The sequence below is a fragment of the Cohnella sp. 56 genome, assembly GCF_037963805.1.
GTDB lineage: Bacteria > Bacillota > Bacilli > Paenibacillales > Paenibacillaceae > Cohnella.
The window spans coordinates 22,581-40,050 of record NZ_JAZDQE010000012.1 but is presented as its reverse complement, the minus strand read 5'-3'; the positions used below and the strand labels follow the sequence as shown (position 1 = coordinate 40,050).

The window sequence follows — 17,470 nt, the reverse complement described above, 5'->3', positions numbered from 1 at the left end:
TCTCGGGCGTTCTGTCACGCTCAGTGTATCAGCAGCTTGTCAACGCCGCGTTCGAAGGACATTGGAGAATTGTAAAATATCCCCGAATTTACGAATCGATGCGGTTATGCCAAGCGTCGGCCCGGAGAAGAACGAATCGCTCAACCAACGACTATTAGTCCAATCGCCGGTATCCATCATGCACCTTTGCGCGATGACATATAAAAAAAACCGCCAGGATCCAACGTCCTGGCGGTCCTAAGTCTATATGCAGCTGTCGTTCCCGATTTGAGCTATGCCATTACCATTATGCCATGCGGTTCACGAGCGATCCGAGCCGTTCGATCTCGACGGTCACTATATCCCCGGGACGCAGGTAGAGCCGCCGATCTTCGGGCCAGCCCAGCATGACTCCCTCCGGCGTACCGGTCAGGATGACATCGCCCGGAGACAAAGTCATATGCCACGAGATATAGCTGATAATCTCGTCGCATCGGAAGATCATGTCGGACGTATTCGACCGCTGACGCGTCTCACCGTTCACGATGCAGCGGATATCGAGCCCGTTGGGGTCGGGAACCTCGTCCGCCGTCACCAGATCCGGACCGAGCGGGCAGAAGCCGTCGAGGGACTTGCCGAGCAGCCACTGCGACGAGCGCATCTGCAGGTCGCGTGCAGACAGGTCATTTGCCGCGCTGTATCCGAATACGCAGCCCAGCGCCTCCTCGCGGCCTATGCGCCTCGCCTCGCGGCCGATGACGATCGCGAGCTCCGCTTCATAGTCGACCTGCGACGTGATGTCCGTCGGAATCGCGATCTCTTGCCCGTGCGCGCTCAGCGCATTGGAAAATTTGTTGAAAAGGATCGGGCTCCCCGGGATCGCGGCGTTCGTCTCTTCGGCATGCCTCCGATAGTTGAGTCCGACGCAGACAATCTTGCCGGGCCTGGGCACGCTGGGCGCAAATGACATTGTCCTCTCATTCACAAAGACGTCAGCCGCTCGGGCGTCCCCCGCCTCGCGCGCCGCCTGCCATCGCCGGACATAGGCGTCCAGCGCCTCCAGCACCCCTGGCTGTCCGGCGATGACATCCATCATATCGTCCGGTATTCCCTCGGCCGGCTCTGCCGCCAGCGCTGCCGCCACGTCTAATATGCCGCCGCCAGTGCGGATGCCGAGCTTTATACCGTCTGCTTTCTCGATCGATACGAATTTCATGCGCACAACTCCTTGCTTTTCATTTCAGGCGTTTTTGCCGAATACGACGCCGCCGTCCACATAGAGCGGCGACCCCATCATGAATCGCGCCTCGTCCGATGCCAGGAAGAGCGCGGCCTGTGCGACATCTTCCGGGCGTCCCAGTTCTCCGCTCAACTGGCGCGCCTTGAGCGAGGCGATCGCCGCGTCCGGATCTTCGTACGACGTCTTCAAGTAGCGGTCGACGAACGGCGTCAGAATCGTGCCCGGCAGGATCGCGTTGACGCGTATGTCGTAAGGCGCATAGTCGACCTGCATCGCCTTCGTCAGCGCCAGCACCGCCCCCTTCGATGCCGCATAGGAGGCGCGCCGCGCGAGGCCGATCTCCGCGACGCAGGACGACATATTGATGATGACGCCGCTCCTTCGCGCCATCATATGGGGCAGCAGATGCTTCGAGGGCAGATAGATTCCCCGCACATTGACGCGCATCACCCGATCCCAGGCATCAGGCTCGATCTCGTGCAGCATGCCGACGCCGCTGATGCCCGCATTGTTGAACAGCACGTCGACGCGGCCTGCGCGGCGTATCGCCTCCGCTGCCATCGACGCCACCGCATCCGGATCGGTGACATCGGCTTGCAGATAAGCCGCCTCGCCGCCCTGCTTTATTATAGATGCGACTGTCTCTTCACCGCCAATGGCATCCACATCGTTCACGAGGACATGCGCCCCCTCGCGGGCGAACAGCGTCGCCGTCGCGCGTCCGATACCAGAGCCTGCGCCCGTGATGAGCGCCACCTTCCCCTTCAGTCTCATGCTTGCTCCCCCTCTCTCCTGTCGGTGCCGCCTGCGGATACTTCCGGCCAAGCCCGGACGCATGCCTGCCCCGTCTCCGCCGAGCGGACGGCAAGCGAGATTGCTCCGAGCACCGGCTCGAATGCGCCGAACAGAGACGCGCCGCCGAGCGGCGTCATTCCCGCGAACGCTCCGGCCCCTTCGTCCAGCCACTGGATGAGCGGCCCCCATGCGCCTTGATAGCGCACCTCACCGACGTCGATCCGCTTTTTTCGACCCGCGTCGGAGTAGATCTCAAGCCCTTCATCCGTCAGTCGGGCCGTCACCTGACGGCCTTCGAACACGGCTTCCCCGAAGTAGCCGAACGGCTTCTGGCTCGAGCACCACAGCAGCTGATAGTTGAGCCGGTAGCCTTCCGCCGTATCCGCGAGCGCCGAAGCGGCCGTCATCGTGCCGGCAGTCGAACCCGGCGGCTCGAACGATTGCGCGTACAGCCGCTCCGCATGAAAGCCGAGCACATCGTGCAGTACGCCGAAGTGATGGTACGCCAGGTCCTCCAGCGCTAGATGCCGATAGCCGCGCATCCAGTCGTATGCTTCATAAGGCAGCCTGCATCGCCAGGTGACCGACCAGATCCGGCCGAGCTTGCCCGCCGCGAGCAACTGCCGCAGCGCCTCGACCTGCGGCAGCTGGCGGTAATGCTCACCGACGAACAAGCGGCCTGGGCCCGCCTCCGAAGCCGCGCGCAGCCGCTCGATGTCGCGATAGTCTCCAAGGCGCAGCTTCTTGGCCAGTACATCTACGCCGCGCGCGAGCAGCAGCGCCTCGGCGTCCACCGTCGTCTTGGCGCCGCCGGGGACGCTGACGACGGCCGCGTCTGGCCTCGCCAGGGCGATCGCTGTGTCGAGATCGGGATAGGCCTGGCATATCCGCAACGACTCGGGCCAATGCGCCCCTGCCCGATCGCGCTCTCCCTCGCTCGCATGCTCGCCGTAAAGATCCACGCGTCCGACCGGCTCGGCCAGCGGATGCCCGGTCCAGTGCTCGAACCCTTCATAGCCGACGAACAGCAGCCGACGCTTGCCGGACACAGGCGCAGACGCGGAAGCGGACACAGATGCAGCAGCGGGCACGGCCCCGCTCATGGCGCAGCGACGCGCGCCGGCTGTCCGGACGCGGCGGATTCGTATGCCGCCAGCGCCACGAGAAGCGCCCGCTGCCCGTCCTCTCCCGTGACGGCCGGCGGCCGGTCTTCCCGGATGCATCCGATAAATTCGGCTACGAGTCCGAGATCCATGTCGGAGCCCCAGTTCTTCCAGGACGTGCGCATCGTCCGGTCCTCGTGCAGCACGAGGTTTTGCCGGAACAGGTCGACCCGGCCGACGCCCGCCGTGCCCACGAGCTCAAGCTTCACGTCGCCCCATGTCGGATAGGAGGCGGTGCGCGACCACGATGGGTCCAGCGAGGCGATGACGCCGTTGTCGAAGGAGAGCACGAGCAGCCCGCAGTCCTCGACCGCAAGGTCGTGCATCCGCGTCCCTTTCTCCGCGTACACCTCCTTCACCTCTGCGCCCGGCATGATCCAGCGCATCAGGTCGACGACATGCACCGTATGGTCGATGATCGCCCCTCCCCCCGACAGCGTCCGGTCGACGAACCAGCCGCTCGGCATCGTACCGCGATTCGCGCCCTGGATCGCCAGCAGCTCGCCCCATACGCCCGCCTTCGCGTCCCGCTTCATCGCCGCGGCCGCCGGATGGAACCGGCACGGAAAGGCGGTCATCAGCTTGACGCCGGCCTCGCGCGCGGCACGGACGATCCGCGCCGCTCCCTCCGCAGAATCCGCCAGCGGTTTTTCGCACAGCATATGCTTGCCCGCCTGCGCCGCTTCCTCCGCGAACGCCGCGTGACCGCTGTTCTCGGCGCAGATGATAACCGCGTCCGCATCCGAGGCGAGCAGCGTCTGCGCGTCGCGCGCCCATGACGTTCCGAGGCGCGCAGCCGCCTCCCGGCCCCGCGGCTCCGATTCGTCCGCGACGCCCGTTATGTCCGCGCCCAGACGGCGCAATGCCGCGGCGTAGCTGTACATATGGCCGTGCGCGGCTCCAAGCAGTGCGATCTTCGGCTTCATGCGATTCCTTGCCTCCCTTCGCAAGACGACAGCGTCACGGCCTCGCCCGTGGCTGCGGACCGGATCGCCGCCAGGCTGACGCGCAGCGCCTCCAGCGCATCGCGGGCCGTCACGACCGGCTCGGTCCCGTCGGCGAGGCAGGCGACAAAATGCGCCAGTTCCTCCTCGTACGGGCTCTTGAACAGCGGGCTGCCGGGCACCTGGACCGACGGCCGCCCCGCCTCCGCGGCGCGCAGCAGATTGCGGTTGGTCGCCGCCTCCTCGGAGTCGAGACTCAGAATTCCGCCTTGCCCCGCGACCTCAAGGCGGGTGGCGAATCCTTCGGGATACGCCCAGGAGCCGCTCGCATAGCCGATGACCCCGCTGGCGAATCGCAGCGATACGAAGGCATGGTCGGGCCGCGCCGCCGCGACGCTCCTGGCATAGACGCGCTCGATCTCCCCGAACGTCCAGCGCAGCCAGTCGAAGTCGTGGATGAGCAGATCGAGCAGGACGCCACCCGACTTGGCATAGTCGGCGTACCAGCCGTCGCGACCGGTCGGCGCCGCGCTCACCCGCTCGGTCCGCACGGTCGCGATCTGTCCGAGCGCTTCGGACACAATCACGTCCCTGGCCTTCGCGTATTCGGGGAAAAAACGGAGGACATGGCCTACGAACAGCCTCACGCCCGCCTTTTCGCAAGCCTCGATCATCTCCTCGGCATCCGCGATGCTGCCCGCGAGCGGCTTCTCGCAAATCACATGCTTGCCGAACGCCGCGGCCTTGAGCACATATGCTTTGTGCAGCGGCGTAGGCAGGCAGATGTCCACGACGTCCGGCTGCTCGGCTTCGAGCAACGACTCGAGCGTCGGATACGGCCTTGCGCCCGTATCCGACGCCAATCTCGCAGCGGCCGCCGGATCGGCATCGACGATGCCGGCGAGCCGGACAGCCAGGTTGCTTCTGTGCGCCTCGGCATGAATGCGCCCCATGCCGCCCGCGCCGATTACGGCTATTTTCACAGCGATTCCTCCTCTCATTCGTCCGGATACGCAGGTTCGGCAGGTTCGGCAGGTTCGGACAGCCGCGCCGCGTTCCATTCATCTATCGCCTGCCAGCATGAATCGGGCAATGGCGCCAGCATGGCGGCGCAGCCGGCGTCCAGCTCCTCCGTCGTCGAAGGACCAGTCAGATTCATATGGATGCCCGCACACCGGAGCGGATATTGCAGTGCCACATGGAGCATCGATACGTCCAGGCCGCTGCACAGCCGATACAACGATGCCGCGCGGCGTTGGCGCAGGACCGACTCCGCGTGCCACAGCGGGACGGACATGGCCGCCGGATCGCCGCCGGCGAGCAGGCCCGCGGACAGCGGCGTCCCGTTGATCACGCCGACGCCGCGGCTGCCCGCCTTCAGGATCAGCTCCGACGCGGTCTGATCGATCGGCGTATAGTCCGAATAGGTCAGCACCGTGTCGAATCTGCCGTCCCCCGCGCCCGCAGCGAGCAATTCGAGATTCCGGGTCGCGAGGCCGGCATAGCGAATCTTGCCAGCCTGCTTCGCCTCCTCCAGCGCTTCGATCGCCCCGCCCGGCGCGGTCGTCTCGTCCAGTCCGTCGACATCATGAATCTGGTACAGATCAATGACGTCGGTCTGAAGCCGCATGCGGCTAGCTTCAATCTGCCGCCTCACATGCTCACGCGCCCCGCGGGCGTCCAGCGCTGCCGGGATCCGGCTCTTGGTCGCCACGAACAGCCCGTCCCGCGCTGCGCCGAGCGCGCTCAGATAGACGCCGAGCGTGATCTCGCTCTCGCCGTATGCGGACGATGTGTCGAAGTACCGGAAGCTGCGGGCATAGGCGGCATCCAGCACGCTCAGATCCCGGCGCAGCGCCTCTCCCTCCGTCCCCTGTCTGCCCAGCCAGGCGCAGCCGATTCCGTACGGAATCCGCGCCGCGCCGCTTTTCAGATAGTAGCGACTCACTTCATCGATGTAAGACGGCGTATGCGCCGTAGGAAGGTCTGTTCGCAAATCGCTTCATCTCCAGCTCCAGTCTCATATGCGAGTACGGCGGCAGCACGACTTCGAACGCGGCCGCGCCGATCTCCTCCGTGCGGACTTCGCCCGGATGGGACGCATCCGCATACCGGACTCTCTCGAATCGGTGCTCGCCATAAGCGCCCGCACGCACGACGACGCGCCTGGCGCCGTCCGGATTCAGGTTGACGAGGCGCAATACCGCATGCTCGCCGCCGATCTCCTCCGCCAGCGCGGCGACGTCTTCGGGCAATCCCGGGCGCCCCCGCGCCGGATCGGCATAGGCGAACACGGCCATGAGCAGGCCTCCGTTGTACATGGGCAGCGGCGCTCCCATCGTCAGGTGGACCAGCCCTTCGACGGTGACCGGATTTCTCGCCTGCAGGTACGAGTCCGTATAGGTGAGCGGGTCCTGCTCATCCTCCGCCATGAAGCGCAGCCGCTCCGCCACCTGACCGAGATTGTACGCCAGAATGCGCTCCGGATAATCCGGGAAGCCGCCGTTCAAATATTCCGCCCAGGCGGCCTCATGCCCGCCGAGATCCTTCGCGGGCTTCGGCAGGACGCGCTCCCAGTCGCGCTTGTCGTAGTTGCGAAGCGCCTTGACCCGCTCCCAATCGCCCGCCTCCCGGGACAGATGCCACAGATGGACCGGATAGCGCGCGTCCATCGGCTGGAACTCGAACCACCCGTCCCGCCACAGCAGGTCCCCGTCATCCTGCATCGCGACCCCCTCGATCCATAGCCGGTAGCGGTATGTGCCGGGATCGCCGTACTTGTACGGCACGCGCAGCGTCCCGCCCTGCATCACGCCCCGCGCCGCGAGCTGATCGATCTGCTCCCTTGCGAACGATAAATACGACGTATCGCCCGACAGCAGCGTCGCATTCTCCGCAGCGACGAGCATGGCGTCGCCCACGGACAGCCAGCCGTGCGGCCAGGTCCAGCCATAGTAGCCGCCGTACCACTTGCCGTTTGTATATTCCCCGACCTGTCCCGACAGGCCGACATTATCCGGGACGATGCCTCCGTTGTCCCGCACGCGCGCCATCCACGCCTCCACATAGGACAGCACCCAGTCGCGGTATTTTTCCGCTCCTGTATGCAGGTAGGCATTCGTCACCATCGTCGTGGCGGCGAGATTCGCGACGACGTCCCCGCGGGACATCCGCTCGCGCATCGCTTCGCCCATGGCGGCTGCGTTTGCGGGTTCCCGGATATCCTCGATCGTCCCGCAACCGGGCACGTCGGCGAAGGGCAGGCCATAGAAGGACTTCCACTCTTCGTAGATCCACGGCTTGCCGTCGAAGTTCCGGTAGGCCGGCCCCATGCTGCCGGTATGCGCGCAGCGGATCAGCCTCCGCCGCTCATCGTAATTCGCGGCTGCCGGATCTTCGTTCAGGTAAAAGCCGGCATAGCGGACGGCGCGCTCCCGCTGCCGCGCGCCGCCCGGATTCGCCAGATTCAAATGATAAAAAAACAGATAGCCCTCCCCTTGGTGGAACCAGTCGTAGCCCTGCTCGTACTCCTTGACGACCATCGGATGGCCGTGGCCCGTCCCGTATCCGGCGAACTGCGCCGTGATGGCGTCATATTCGCGCTCGGACAGGCGCAAGTATTGCTCGCTGCCGCCGAGCAGGTACAGCAGCGGCCAATTGTGAAAGCTCTCGTACGCGTCGTCCAGGGCATCGATGCCTTCGTGACCGGGCAGCGGCGGCCACATCAGCCGCCCGTCCGGCAGCACGTACTTGGCCATGACCGGCTCCCACACCCGTTCCATGGCGGCCAGCAGCTCCCGCTCCAGCACCGCCCACCGGGGCGGCGAATCCATCTTTGCGGTTCCGGCGATGACTTTCATAGGCTTCCTCCGTCTATATCGGACTTCCGCTTCGCAATCCGGCTTTGCCCGCCGGCTTCTTGTTCTCCCATGTGCACGTTCCCGCCTCCGTCCGCTCCGTCCCCTTTGTCAGCCGCATCAGCCCTTTCGTCTGCCGCACCGCCCCCGCCGTCGTCCGCACTGTGCGAGGCGGCGGCATCCGATCTCAGCCGGTCCACCCATCCGGCGACGCAGTACGCCAGCCAGCGCTCCCCATCCTCCGCATCCGCGTCCGATGCATCCGACAGCCAGACCGGGAGCGGGCCGGACGGGTCCGGCGCCTCGCGGAGCAATCCCAGCTCCACCGTCTCGGGCGCGGCGGCCATGACGAGCTGGGTTTCCCCCTTGCCCGCATGGCCGATCGGCAGCCGATCCCCGCCATCCGTCGCCCGTCCGGCATAATCGTCGAGCCCGGCGACCCGGATCAGCCCGAACGGATCGGGTACCGGCAGCGTGCCCGGATCGCGTCTCCCCCAGCCTTCGCCGAAGCCGCCGGTCAGCTCCCGGACGACCTCTCCGGCCGCCCGCTTGACGCACAGCCGCTGCAGGCCGTCCTCGCCCTGGTGATACTGCATGACATAGATGCGTCTGAATCCCATGTACACGAACCGCCGCAGCGTCTCCCGGACGTAGACAAAAAACGGCTCGGGGTCGAAGTCCATCTCCCCCTCGTACGCGCCCCCCGCCCAGGAGAGCGTCGGCCCATAGGGGAATGCCGGCGCGACGACGCACGGCTCCCGGCGCGCGATCTCCTCGCAGAGGCGAACTGGGATCAGAACGTCGGTGCCGAGCGGCAGATGCGGTCCGTGATACTCAACGACCCCTGCGGGGACGAGTAGCGGCAGACGCCGCCGCACCGCCTCCCGCAGCTGGTCCGGCCTCATCCTGAGCAATTCCAAGACCGTCATCCTCCCGGTTGCGCTATTTCTTGAACTGCTTGACGTACAGATCGTTCGCCTCCTGCGTCCACTTCGCGCCGCCGTTGTCGCCGAACCATTTGACATAGTCGTCATAATAGCTGAGCGGCTTTTCGCCGGTGATGATCTTGATCATCGTATCGGTCCACTTTTCCTGGTTGCGCTGATCAAGTTCCTGCGTCGACGGCAGCGGCAGGCCGAACAGCACGTCGGACTTGTCGGTCGTCAGATTCGTCCAGGTCGTGGCGACGTCCGGATCGGTGAACTTGTTCGTGACCTCCGTATTGGCGAACGGCGCGAACGGCGCTCCCGGACCGAGCGCGCCCATCTTCTTGCCGTCGGGCGTCTTGCGGTCGTCGTAAGGCTTGATATACTGCGGCAGACCGTTGTCGCCGATCTTGTAGGATACGCCCTCGATGCCGTAAGCGGCGGTCAGCCACAGCTGCTCGTCGCTGGCGACGGATTCGAGCATCGTCAGCACCCGGTCGAGCTTCTCCGGATCGTCCTTGAGACGGGACGACAGGGCGACGAAGTTCTGGCGGGGGCCCCAGGAGAAGAAGCCCTGCTGGCCGTTCGGACCGGCCGGCGACTTGGTCCAGGCGCTCGCCGCGTTCGGCACGTTCGCCTTGAGCCGCACGTCTCCGGGAATCTCGGGGCTGCCGGCCTTGAGCGGCACGGCATCGCTGATGAACCCGTTGGAGCCGTTGACCAGATACTGCCCTTTCTCCCACTTGCCGTTGAACTGCTCGCCCTTGTCCGTGACGAATGCCGGGTCGATGTAGCCTGCCTTGTACCATTCGCTCAGCTTGGCCAGCGCATCCTTGGTGCCGGGCAGCAGCTCGCCGCGCACGACCGCGCCGCTGTCGTCCAGCTGCCATGTGCCCGGCATCGAACCATAGGCACCGAACAGCCAGGAGAATTGGTTCCAGGCGTAGGCGATGTCGGTTCCCGAGAACATATACAGCTTTTTCAGCGTTGGATTCGTCGCCTTGATGATGTCCTTTTCCTTCGCCTTGACAGCCTGGAAGGCCGCGTCGTACTCATCGATCGTCGCCGGCGTCCCGGCTACGCCCGCGATATCGAGAATATCTTTGCGCCATTTCATCGCCGTGTCCCAGGTAATATACTTGATATACTGCGGGATCGCGTAGTTTTTGCCGTCGTAGTTGGTCAGTCCCCACAGATCCGGGTTGACAGCGTTGATCGACTCGTAGACCGTCGGCATTTTTTGCTGCAGCGTCTCTACGGGAAGCTCGAGCAGCAGGCCAGCCTTGGCGTATTCGGTCACATCCTTCGGGTCCGGCAGACGCATGACGTCCGGCATGTCGTTGGAGGATGCGAGCAGCGGGAGCTTGTCGTTTTTGGCGTTGATATACTTGATATCCACATTGAACTTCTTCTCGATCTCCTGCTCGATGGTGCCGTCGGCGTCGATCTCGTCCTGGAAGTTCCCGTGCCAGCTGATCGTGATCGGCTTGTCGTTTGCGGCCGCACTCGGACTCGCATCCGCACTTGCCGACGGCGAAGCGGACGGGGACGCGCCGCTGCCGCTCGCGCTCGGCGAAGCGTTGCCTCCGTTGTTGTTGCCCGAGCAGCCTGCGGTGACGAGCGATGCCGCCAGCAGGACCGATGCGATCGTATAGATTCGTTTGTTCATGGTTGTGTTCCCCTCTCTATCGAATGAAAAGTCATTCCTTTATTCCTTGACCGAACCGAGCACGATGCCGCTGACGAAAAAGCGCTGAATATACGGATAAGCGATCAGCATCGGCAGGATCGAAACGACGATGACGGCCGATACGATCTGCGTCGGGATCGGACGGTCGGTGACGTTCGCGATGGCTGCCGCGAAGCTCCCGACCTGGGTCAGATCGTTCTCGACGACATACTTGCGCAGCACGAGCGGCAGCGTCACCTTGTTCGGATCGTTGATGTACAAATACGGCGTGAACCAGTCGTTCCACAGCTGGACCGCGAGCCACAAGCCTACGGTGGCAAGCACCGGCTTCGAGAGCGGCACGACGATGCCTGCGAATATCCGGAAGTCCGAGGCGCCGTCGATCTTGGCCGACTCTTCCAGCTCCGCGGGCACCGCCAGAAAGAAGTTTTTCAAAATAACGACGTTGAACACGCCGGTCATGACCGGCAGCCAGAGAGGGACCCAAGTGTCGATCAGATGGAACGAACGGACCACCAGATAATAGGGAATCAGCCCGCCGTTGAAGACGATCGTGACCGTCAGCAGGAACAGGATCGACTTGCGCAGCGGGAACCGCTTGCGGGAGAGCGTATAAGCCGCAGCGGCCGACACGAGCAGCCCGAGAAAGGTCCCGATCGCCGTAACCGCGATAATGTTGACGTAGCTCCGCAGAAAGTGGCGGTCGTCCAGGATGCCGCGGTAGGCGGTGAACCTCATCCCCTGCGGCCACAAATGAAGGCCCGCCTGAGACGCGGCTTCCGGGGAGCTGAGCGAGATATTGAGAATATACAGAAATGGATAAATCGTACATGCGCACAACAAGGCCATGAGGACGATATTCAAGTAGTCGAACCCCGATCGGCGCGTGTCCCCCGAGACCATGGATGCCCTCCTTTCTGTGTCAGAACACCGAGTATTCACGGTCGGTCATCCGGCGGACCGTCCAGTTGGCGAGCACGATCAGGACGAGTCCGATCACCCCTTTGAACAGCCCCATCGCAGCGGTCTGGCTATACTGCATGCCGATGACGCCCGCGCGGACGATATACGTATCGATGACGTCCGCCCATTCGTACACCTGCGGATTGTACAGGTTGTAGATCTGGTCGAAGTTGACCGACATGAGGCTGCCCGCGGCAAATATCAGCGAGATGCTGATCGCCGGCCGCATCCCCGGCATCGTAATATGCCACAGCCGGTGCCACCTGCCCGCGCCGTCCATCACCGCGGCTTCGTACAGGCTCGGATTGATGCCGGCGATCGCCGCCATGTAGATGATCGTGCCCCACCCGATTTCCTTCCACAGATTGGAGGCGACGAGCAGTTGGATGAAGCTCGTATGCTGCGTGAGGAAGCCGGTCGGCTTGCTCGCGCCCCACGACTCGAGCAGCCCGTTCACGACGCCGTCGATGGAGAAAAAGAGCAGGATGATGCCGGCGACGATCGTCCACGGGAAAAAGTGAGGTAAGTAGCTGACCGTCTGTACGAATTTTTTGAAACGTCCCCGCCGCAGTTCATTAAACAGAAGCGCCAGGAAGATTGGTCCGATAAATCCGGTTACGAGCGTCAGCAGGCTGATGACAAGTGAATTGCGGATCAGCCGCGCGATGTCCGGATAAGCGAATATTTTGTGGAAATGCGCCCAGCCGACCCACGGGCTATCCCAGACGCCTTTGCCGATGTTGTAGTCCTTGAAGGCGATAACGAGAAAGCCCATCGGCACGTACAAGAACAAGATGACGAGGATCAGCATGGGCAGCAGCATGAATGTGAGCTGCCATTGCCTGATCAGCTGCTTGATCGGCCCCGCGGCGCGGGGATTGACGTTCTCCATGCTAGTACTCCTCCCTGCCTGGCGTCAGTACGGCGATTCCCATGCAGGCGCCTGCTTGAAGGTGCCCGCAGAGCCGTTCTGCTCGACGATGCGGTCCGTCACGTCGTCCATGCGGTTGCTCCGAACAATCGCGCTTTTGCCGCCGCTAAGACGGATGCCGATGGCCGCGTCGTCGATATAATTGCCCTCGATGACGGTGAATGCCGCATCCCTGACATCGATCGCGCCTTCATTCTCGATGCCTTTGTCCTTGCCTTGCAGCCAGACGTTGTAATATTGGTTGATATCGCCGGACATCGAGCGCGACCAGATCTGATTGCGGGTGACGCGATTCGCAAAAAATCCGCCCGTCGCCGTCAGCACGGCATCTCCGTACGCGTGATCCTTGCCGACATTGCCCTTCAGGTAGATGCCGCCCGCGTTGGCGAGGAAGTTGGCGTATACCTGATTGTAGGCCGTGATGGCCAGATACGGCTTCTTCGCGTCCGTCCAGTCCTCGACGCCGCCGAATACAGTGATGCTGCCCGCATTGTTGATCTGATTGCCCGCGACGACATTGTCGAGGCCGGCGCCGTAGGAAAATTGAAGATTGCCGCGGGAGTCGCTGATCCAGTTGTTGACGAAAAGGTTTTTGACGGCGGCCCGGATGACGTCGATACGGCTCGTGGCATCCGGCTGAACCGTCCAGGCTGTGGCCAGCTTCAGCGTTCTGGCGTCCGGATTGCCCGTCACCTTGCGGTATTGGCCCATGCCCTTGCCGTCGGCGACGAACGCATAGTATTCGACCGCGGTCGACGAGATCGCTCCGGCCGCCGGCGGCAGGTCAGCGGCGAGCGCCACGGTCGTATCGGTGGCCGATACGGCCTTGGCCGACAGCAGCGGCGTCACGTAGCCGTCCTCGGACATGAGCATCTCGGAGCCGTTGGCCCGGCCGCCCGTATGGCTGATGACGTTGCCCGAGATCCAGTTGCGCCACATGCCCATCTGCGACGTGATCGCGCGTCCGCCGTTGTCGATGCGGTTGTTCTCGATGATCGAGTCCGCAATCGCATTGACGAATATATTGTCCGAGCTGTTGTTCACGGCCGTCTCGAACTGATTGTTCGCGATGCGCGCATGCCGGTGCGGCGCCGACGCGGCTTGCATGAACAGCGACTGGTCGCCCGTCACCCGATTGTCGGTCATCGTGAAGCCTTCGGTCGCGGAGACGACAAGCACGCCGCCCATATACGCGCCCCACCCTTCCTGCGGTGGGAAGTAGAGCATGTGGCGGTTGACGATCTCCGTGCGCTTGATGAACGTGTCCCGCACGATTCTGGCCGGATCCTCGTTGCCGACGAGCACGCCGATATCGGCGCCGCCGCCCGTCAGCACGGACAGATCCTGCAGTCCGGTCTTGTCGTCCATCCACACCATCGGCACGCGGTCCTTGAGATAGGGACCGTAGTCGCCGGCGAAGCCGTGCACCCAATCGGGAGAAGCGAACATGCTCGCGATTGGGAAAGCGCCTTCAAGCGGACGATCGGGCGAGACGACGAGCTGGGTGGCGGCCTTGCCCGAGCCTGAGAGCACGACGTTCGGCAGGACGCGGATCGTCCTGGAGATCGCGATATTGCCCGGCGGCAGAATGACGATGCCGCCGCCCTGCGAAGCCAGCTTGGCGATCGCCTTCTGCACCTTGTCGGTATCGTCCGTGACGCCGTCGGCGTTCAGACCTTTGACCGCCTCCGTGCGGATCCCGTTCTTGCCGGCGGCGGCCTGTGCCGGCGTCGCCAGCTTGGCGTCGCTGTCGGCCGCCAGCCTGGCGACCGGGTCGCGCGAGGCCGCGATGCGGAGCTGCACCGGATCGCTCCAGCCCGCCGCACCGCCGTACAGCGTATGGACGAACAGTTCGTAATCGCCGGGCGCCGCTTCTTTGGGGATGAGGATGTTCAGCACATGCTGCTTGACGTTGGCTTGTTCCTGGGTTTCCTCCATGAGTGTCTGGGCCCACAGGACTTTGCCGGATGTCTTGCTGCGCAGCGCGACCGGCAGATCGTAGTCCGCTCCCGCCACCTCGAACTTCGTCTCCAGGTTCCGGCCGAAGGCGCGCACGCGTTCGCCGGGCAGCGCCGCGGCCGCGGACACGAAGTAAATCTCCGGCCGGTTCAGCATATAAGGCTTGGAGTATCCCGCAGCCGTCTTCACCCACACGATCGTCGGGACGACGGCATCGCTCGGCGACAGATTCGGATATCCGATCTGGCCTGCGGCAAGCAGATGCGCTTCAGGCTTGCCGATCAGCTCCGCCTGCACGGCATCCGTCGGCGGCTGCGCCGGCAGCGCAGCGGCTTGGCCGAACGCTTGCTTCAGCTTGGCCGCGTCATCCTTCGCCGGCCGGTACAGCCACACCTGCGCGTCGGCCGTGAAGCCGTCGCCGGTCAGCACGAACGTGCCGCCGTCGTCCACGCCTTCCGTCGCATAGGCGATCGCAGGCGCCGCAGCCTTTTCCGCTTGCGCGCTTGCCTGGCCGTAGCCGAGCCCCGGCATCGTCGCCAGGACGGCGAACGCCAGCGTTAACACAGCTGCTCGCGCGCTCCATTTTTTCCCTCTCATCCTCTGTTCCCTCCCCCATCGGATAGCGAGGACGCCTCGACTCCGCATGCGCTCCGAGATGGCCGCAGAGCCTTCGTCCATCGCCTTCATCCTAGGGTCGGCAGCCGGTTTTGGAAACGGACCATTTCGCATATCAGCGCCCAAAACCGCTTATTTGACGTTCTTCAAGCCCTCTCGCTTGCGGAATTCGCCCGGCGTGAGGCCCGTATAATCCTTGAACAGCCGATAGAACGCACGCGGGTTCGTATAGCCGATCATGGCGGATATATCGTTGATGCTTTTGTTCGTGCCGGACAGCAAATGCTTGGCGCGGTCGACGCGCGCCTGCACGATCTGTTCGCCGAGCCCTTTGCCTGTGAGGCTCTTGCAGATTCGGCTGAGATAGGCCGGATGCATGTAGACCTTCTCCGCGATCGCCTCCAGCGTCAGGTCCTGGTCGAGATGCTCCGTAATATAATGAAGAATCTGCTCGATCAGCTCCTGGTGGATATGATCCTTCGTCGATTGGATGCGCTCGTGGAGGCGCAGCGTCAGCGCCTCCATCTCGGCCTCCAGCTCGGCGACCGACGCGATGCGAGCTGCGCTCAGACCCGCGAGGCCCCCGCTCTCCGTCAGCTCCTCGAACGGAACGGAAAACTCGGCGCACAGATCCGACAGGCAGGCCGTAAATTGCAGGTAGAACAATTGCAGATCCGTCTCGGTCATCCCGACGAATGCGGACGCATCCGCCAGCTCCGCGATCATCTCCCGAGCAGGCTCCCATTCCGAGCTCTGCAGCCGGACCTTGAGCCGTTCCCTGATATCCGCCCACGATACGAGCTTGCGCTGCGAATCCGGCGCGTCGGACAGCTTGTCGGCGTTCAGAATGCTGCCTTTTCCGTAATAGACTTTGTGCGACAGCGCGCGCTGCGCTTGCTCGTACGAGCGCGGGATCTCCTCCTCGGATGCGCAGCTGCCCCCGATGCCGATGCTGAGCGTCAGCTTCAGATAATGCCGGACCTGCTCCTGCAGCTGACGGCCAAGCTCCTCGAATGAGACCCCTTCGTACGGCGCATCGTGATTGATCAGCACGACGGCCCGCCCGGCGTCGATCGGCGCGGAGAAGGCTTCGCATTCCTTCCTCAGCAGCTCCTCGGCGATGTTCGTCACCGCATACAGCAGCAGTTCCTGCTCGAGCGCCGTCCGTCTTTCCTTGAATTCCTCGCTGCCGCCGGCTTCGAGCACCATGACCGTGAAGGCGCCGCGCGCGAAGCGCAATCTCAGTTTGTCCGGCACGACCATCCGCCGGTAGGCTGACGTCTCGCCGAGCAGCAGCCTGGAGAGCTGGCGCTGCTTGAACAGCAGGCCGTTCGCATGGAATGTTTTCATATAATCGGTATTTTGCAGGTTCATTCGCGTGACGACCCGCCGCACGTAGTGGTACTCGTCGTCCGCATTCTCGGGTTCCGCGTGCTCCTGCTCCTCCTGCTCGGGCGCCAGTTGGCGAATATAATTCACGAGATTGTTGAGCGGCGTATACAGCCGCTTGGAGCTGAACCAGGCCGCGACGGCCTCCAGCAATACGATGACGGCGCAGATCGAGAGGATGCTGAGCAGCAGCAGCCGGTTGTCGGCGGTAATCCGGCTGCGCGGGATCGCGAATTCGTAGGTGAGGCCGGCGTCGGCGGAGCGGTCGCGAATGACCACGAAGTCGCCCGGGTGCGTCTTGACCCGCTCGAGCCAAGCCTCCTGGTCCTGGTTCACGAGATCGCCGTGACTGTTCCGCATGAGCAGATGTCCGCCGTAGTCCCGGCCGTCCCCGTCCGGATTGACGATATGGCTGAGATCCAGATCGACGATCAGATACCCGTAAGCGGGACCGGTGAGCGGATAGCGCACGACGTATGAAGCGATCTGATCCCCGTTGCCGGTCAGCCGCGGGAACAAATCGTTGAGGCGGAGCATGTCGTTCGGCTGCTCGAGCAGGTTGAGCAGACCGGTGTCCGGGTAGTCGTCGAACGTATAAATGGAGGAGTCGGCGGAGGTGTAGACAATGCGGGAGCGGTTGTCTACAAAGTAGAACGTTTTCAGGTAGGAATCGCTGGACAGCTTTTTCTTCTCCAGCGCCTGGACCAGATTGTGCGCATCGGCGGACTGCGGCTTGAGCCGGAGAATCTCGCTGTAATTGTCATAGTTGAGCATGAGCTCGTAGAGGAGGCCCTTCGCTTGCTGGAGCAAGGCGGAGTGGGATTCGACGATCAGGTCGAGATACTGACCGGAATAAGTGACCGCCTGCTTTTTGGCATTTTCGATAGAGACATAATAAGCCAATCCGCTGATCAACAGACATGGGATGATCGCGATGCTGAGCAGGATACCGAGCAGCTTGGCATAGCTTGAGTTCGACCTGCGCCTTGCTTTCATGCCGATCCCCCCGAACGATTAGA

At 63.4% G+C, this 17,470-nt stretch carries 13 protein-coding genes; all 13 read right to left on the bottom strand.

Translation table 11 applies throughout. From position 1 onward, the window contains the following. Positions 1–286: 286 nt before the first annotated feature. Complete coding sequence (locus tag VQ071_RS19790) at positions 287–1,195, bottom strand: fumarylacetoacetate hydrolase family protein (RefSeq protein ID WP_340515901.1); 909 nt, start codon at positions 1,193–1,195, stop codon at positions 287–289. 24 nt (positions 1,196–1,219) lie between these two features. Continuing rightward, positions 1,220–1,993 (bottom strand): SDR family NAD(P)-dependent oxidoreductase, encoded by a 774-nt coding sequence (locus VQ071_RS19785; RefSeq protein WP_340515900.1) that lies wholly within the window; start codon positions 1,991–1,993, stop codon positions 1,220–1,222. Then, complete coding sequence (locus VQ071_RS19780) at positions 1,990–3,063, bottom strand: Gfo/Idh/MocA family protein (RefSeq protein ID WP_340515899.1); 1,074 nt, start codon at positions 3,061–3,063, stop codon at positions 1,990–1,992. The genes VQ071_RS19785 and VQ071_RS19780 overlap by 4 nt, the downstream gene beginning before the upstream one ends. 50 nt (positions 3,064–3,113) lie before the next feature. Then, the gene (locus tag VQ071_RS19775) at positions 3,114–4,103 is read right to left on the bottom strand and encodes a Gfo/Idh/MocA family protein (RefSeq protein ID WP_340515898.1); all 990 of its coding nucleotides are present in this window, start codon (positions 4,101–4,103) and stop codon (positions 3,114–3,116) included. Then, positions 4,100–5,104, bottom strand: coding sequence for a Gfo/Idh/MocA family protein (locus VQ071_RS19770; protein ID WP_340515897.1), 1,005 nt, complete (start codon positions 5,102–5,104; stop codon positions 4,100–4,102). The genes VQ071_RS19775 and VQ071_RS19770 overlap by 4 nt, the downstream gene beginning before the upstream one ends. A gap of 14 nt (positions 5,105–5,118) precedes the next feature. After that, on the bottom strand, positions 5,119–6,117 hold the full coding sequence (locus VQ071_RS19765) for an aldo/keto reductase (protein WP_340515896.1): 999 nt from the start codon (positions 6,115–6,117) through the stop codon (positions 5,119–5,121). Next, positions 6,071–7,981 (bottom strand): hypothetical protein, encoded by a 1,911-nt coding sequence (locus VQ071_RS19760; protein WP_340515895.1) that lies wholly within the window; start codon positions 7,979–7,981, stop codon positions 6,071–6,073. Before VQ071_RS19760 ends, VQ071_RS19765 begins: the two co-directional genes overlap by 47 nt. After that, positions 7,978–8,898, bottom strand: coding sequence for a creatininase family protein (locus tag VQ071_RS19755; RefSeq protein ID WP_340515894.1), 921 nt, complete (start codon positions 8,896–8,898; stop codon positions 7,978–7,980). Before VQ071_RS19755 ends, VQ071_RS19760 begins: the two co-directional genes overlap by 4 nt. A 22-nt stretch (positions 8,899–8,920) precedes the next feature. Further along, positions 8,921–10,573 (bottom strand): hypothetical protein, encoded by a 1,653-nt coding sequence (locus VQ071_RS19750; protein WP_340515893.1) that lies wholly within the window; start codon positions 10,571–10,573, stop codon positions 8,921–8,923. 39 nt (positions 10,574–10,612) lie between these two features. Further along, a complete protein-coding gene (locus VQ071_RS19745; protein ID WP_340515892.1) occupies positions 10,613–11,497 on the bottom strand; it encodes a carbohydrate ABC transporter permease in 885 nt (294 codons plus the stop codon). Positions 11,498–11,516: 19 nt separating this feature from the next. Next, positions 11,517–12,449, bottom strand: coding sequence for an ABC transporter permease (locus tag VQ071_RS19740; RefSeq protein WP_340515890.1), 933 nt, complete (start codon positions 12,447–12,449; stop codon positions 11,517–11,519). Between the two features lie 24 nt (positions 12,450–12,473). Then, on the bottom strand, positions 12,474–15,044 hold the full coding sequence (locus VQ071_RS19735; RefSeq protein ID WP_340515889.1) for a glycosyl hydrolase family 28-related protein: 2,571 nt from the start codon (positions 15,042–15,044) through the stop codon (positions 12,474–12,476). Between the two features lie 150 nt (positions 15,045–15,194). After that, a complete protein-coding gene (locus tag VQ071_RS19730) occupies positions 15,195–17,447 on the bottom strand; it encodes a helix-turn-helix domain-containing protein (protein ID WP_340515888.1) in 2,253 nt (750 codons plus the stop codon). Positions 17,448–17,470 lie beyond the last annotated feature (23 nt).

What these genes read in the sequence shown, in the direction of transcription:
- VQ071_RS19790 (WP_340515901.1), bottom strand. Translation starts at nt 1,195, where the DNA reads ATGAAATTCGTATCGATCGAGAAAGCAGACGGTATAAAGCTCGGCATC.
- VQ071_RS19785 (WP_340515900.1), bottom strand. Translation starts at nt 1,993, where the DNA reads ATGAGACTGAAGGGGAAGGTGGCGCTCATCACGGGCGCAGGCTCTGGT.
- VQ071_RS19775 (WP_340515898.1), bottom strand. Translation starts at nt 4,103, where the DNA reads ATGAAGCCGAAGATCGCACTGCTTGGAGCCGCGCACGGCCATATGTAC.
- VQ071_RS19760 (WP_340515895.1), bottom strand. Translation starts at nt 7,981, where the DNA reads ATGAAAGTCATCGCCGGAACCGCAAAGATGGATTCGCCGCCCCGGTGG.
- VQ071_RS19750 (WP_340515893.1), bottom strand. Translation starts at nt 10,573, where the DNA reads ATGAACAAACGAATCTATACGATCGCATCGGTCCTGCTGGCGGCATCG.
- VQ071_RS19745 (WP_340515892.1), bottom strand. Translation starts at nt 11,497, where the DNA reads ATGGTCTCGGGGGACACGCGCCGATCGGGGTTCGACTACTTGAATATC.
- VQ071_RS19740 (WP_340515890.1), bottom strand. Translation starts at nt 12,449, where the DNA reads ATGGAGAACGTCAATCCCCGCGCCGCGGGGCCGATCAAGCAGCTGATC.
- VQ071_RS19735 (WP_340515889.1), bottom strand. Translation starts at nt 15,044, where the DNA reads ATGAGAGGGAAAAAATGGAGCGCGCGAGCAGCTGTGTTAACGCTGGCG.
- VQ071_RS19730 (WP_340515888.1), bottom strand. Translation starts at nt 17,447, where the DNA reads ATGAAAGCAAGGCGCAGGTCGAACTCAAGCTATGCCAAGCTGCTCGGT.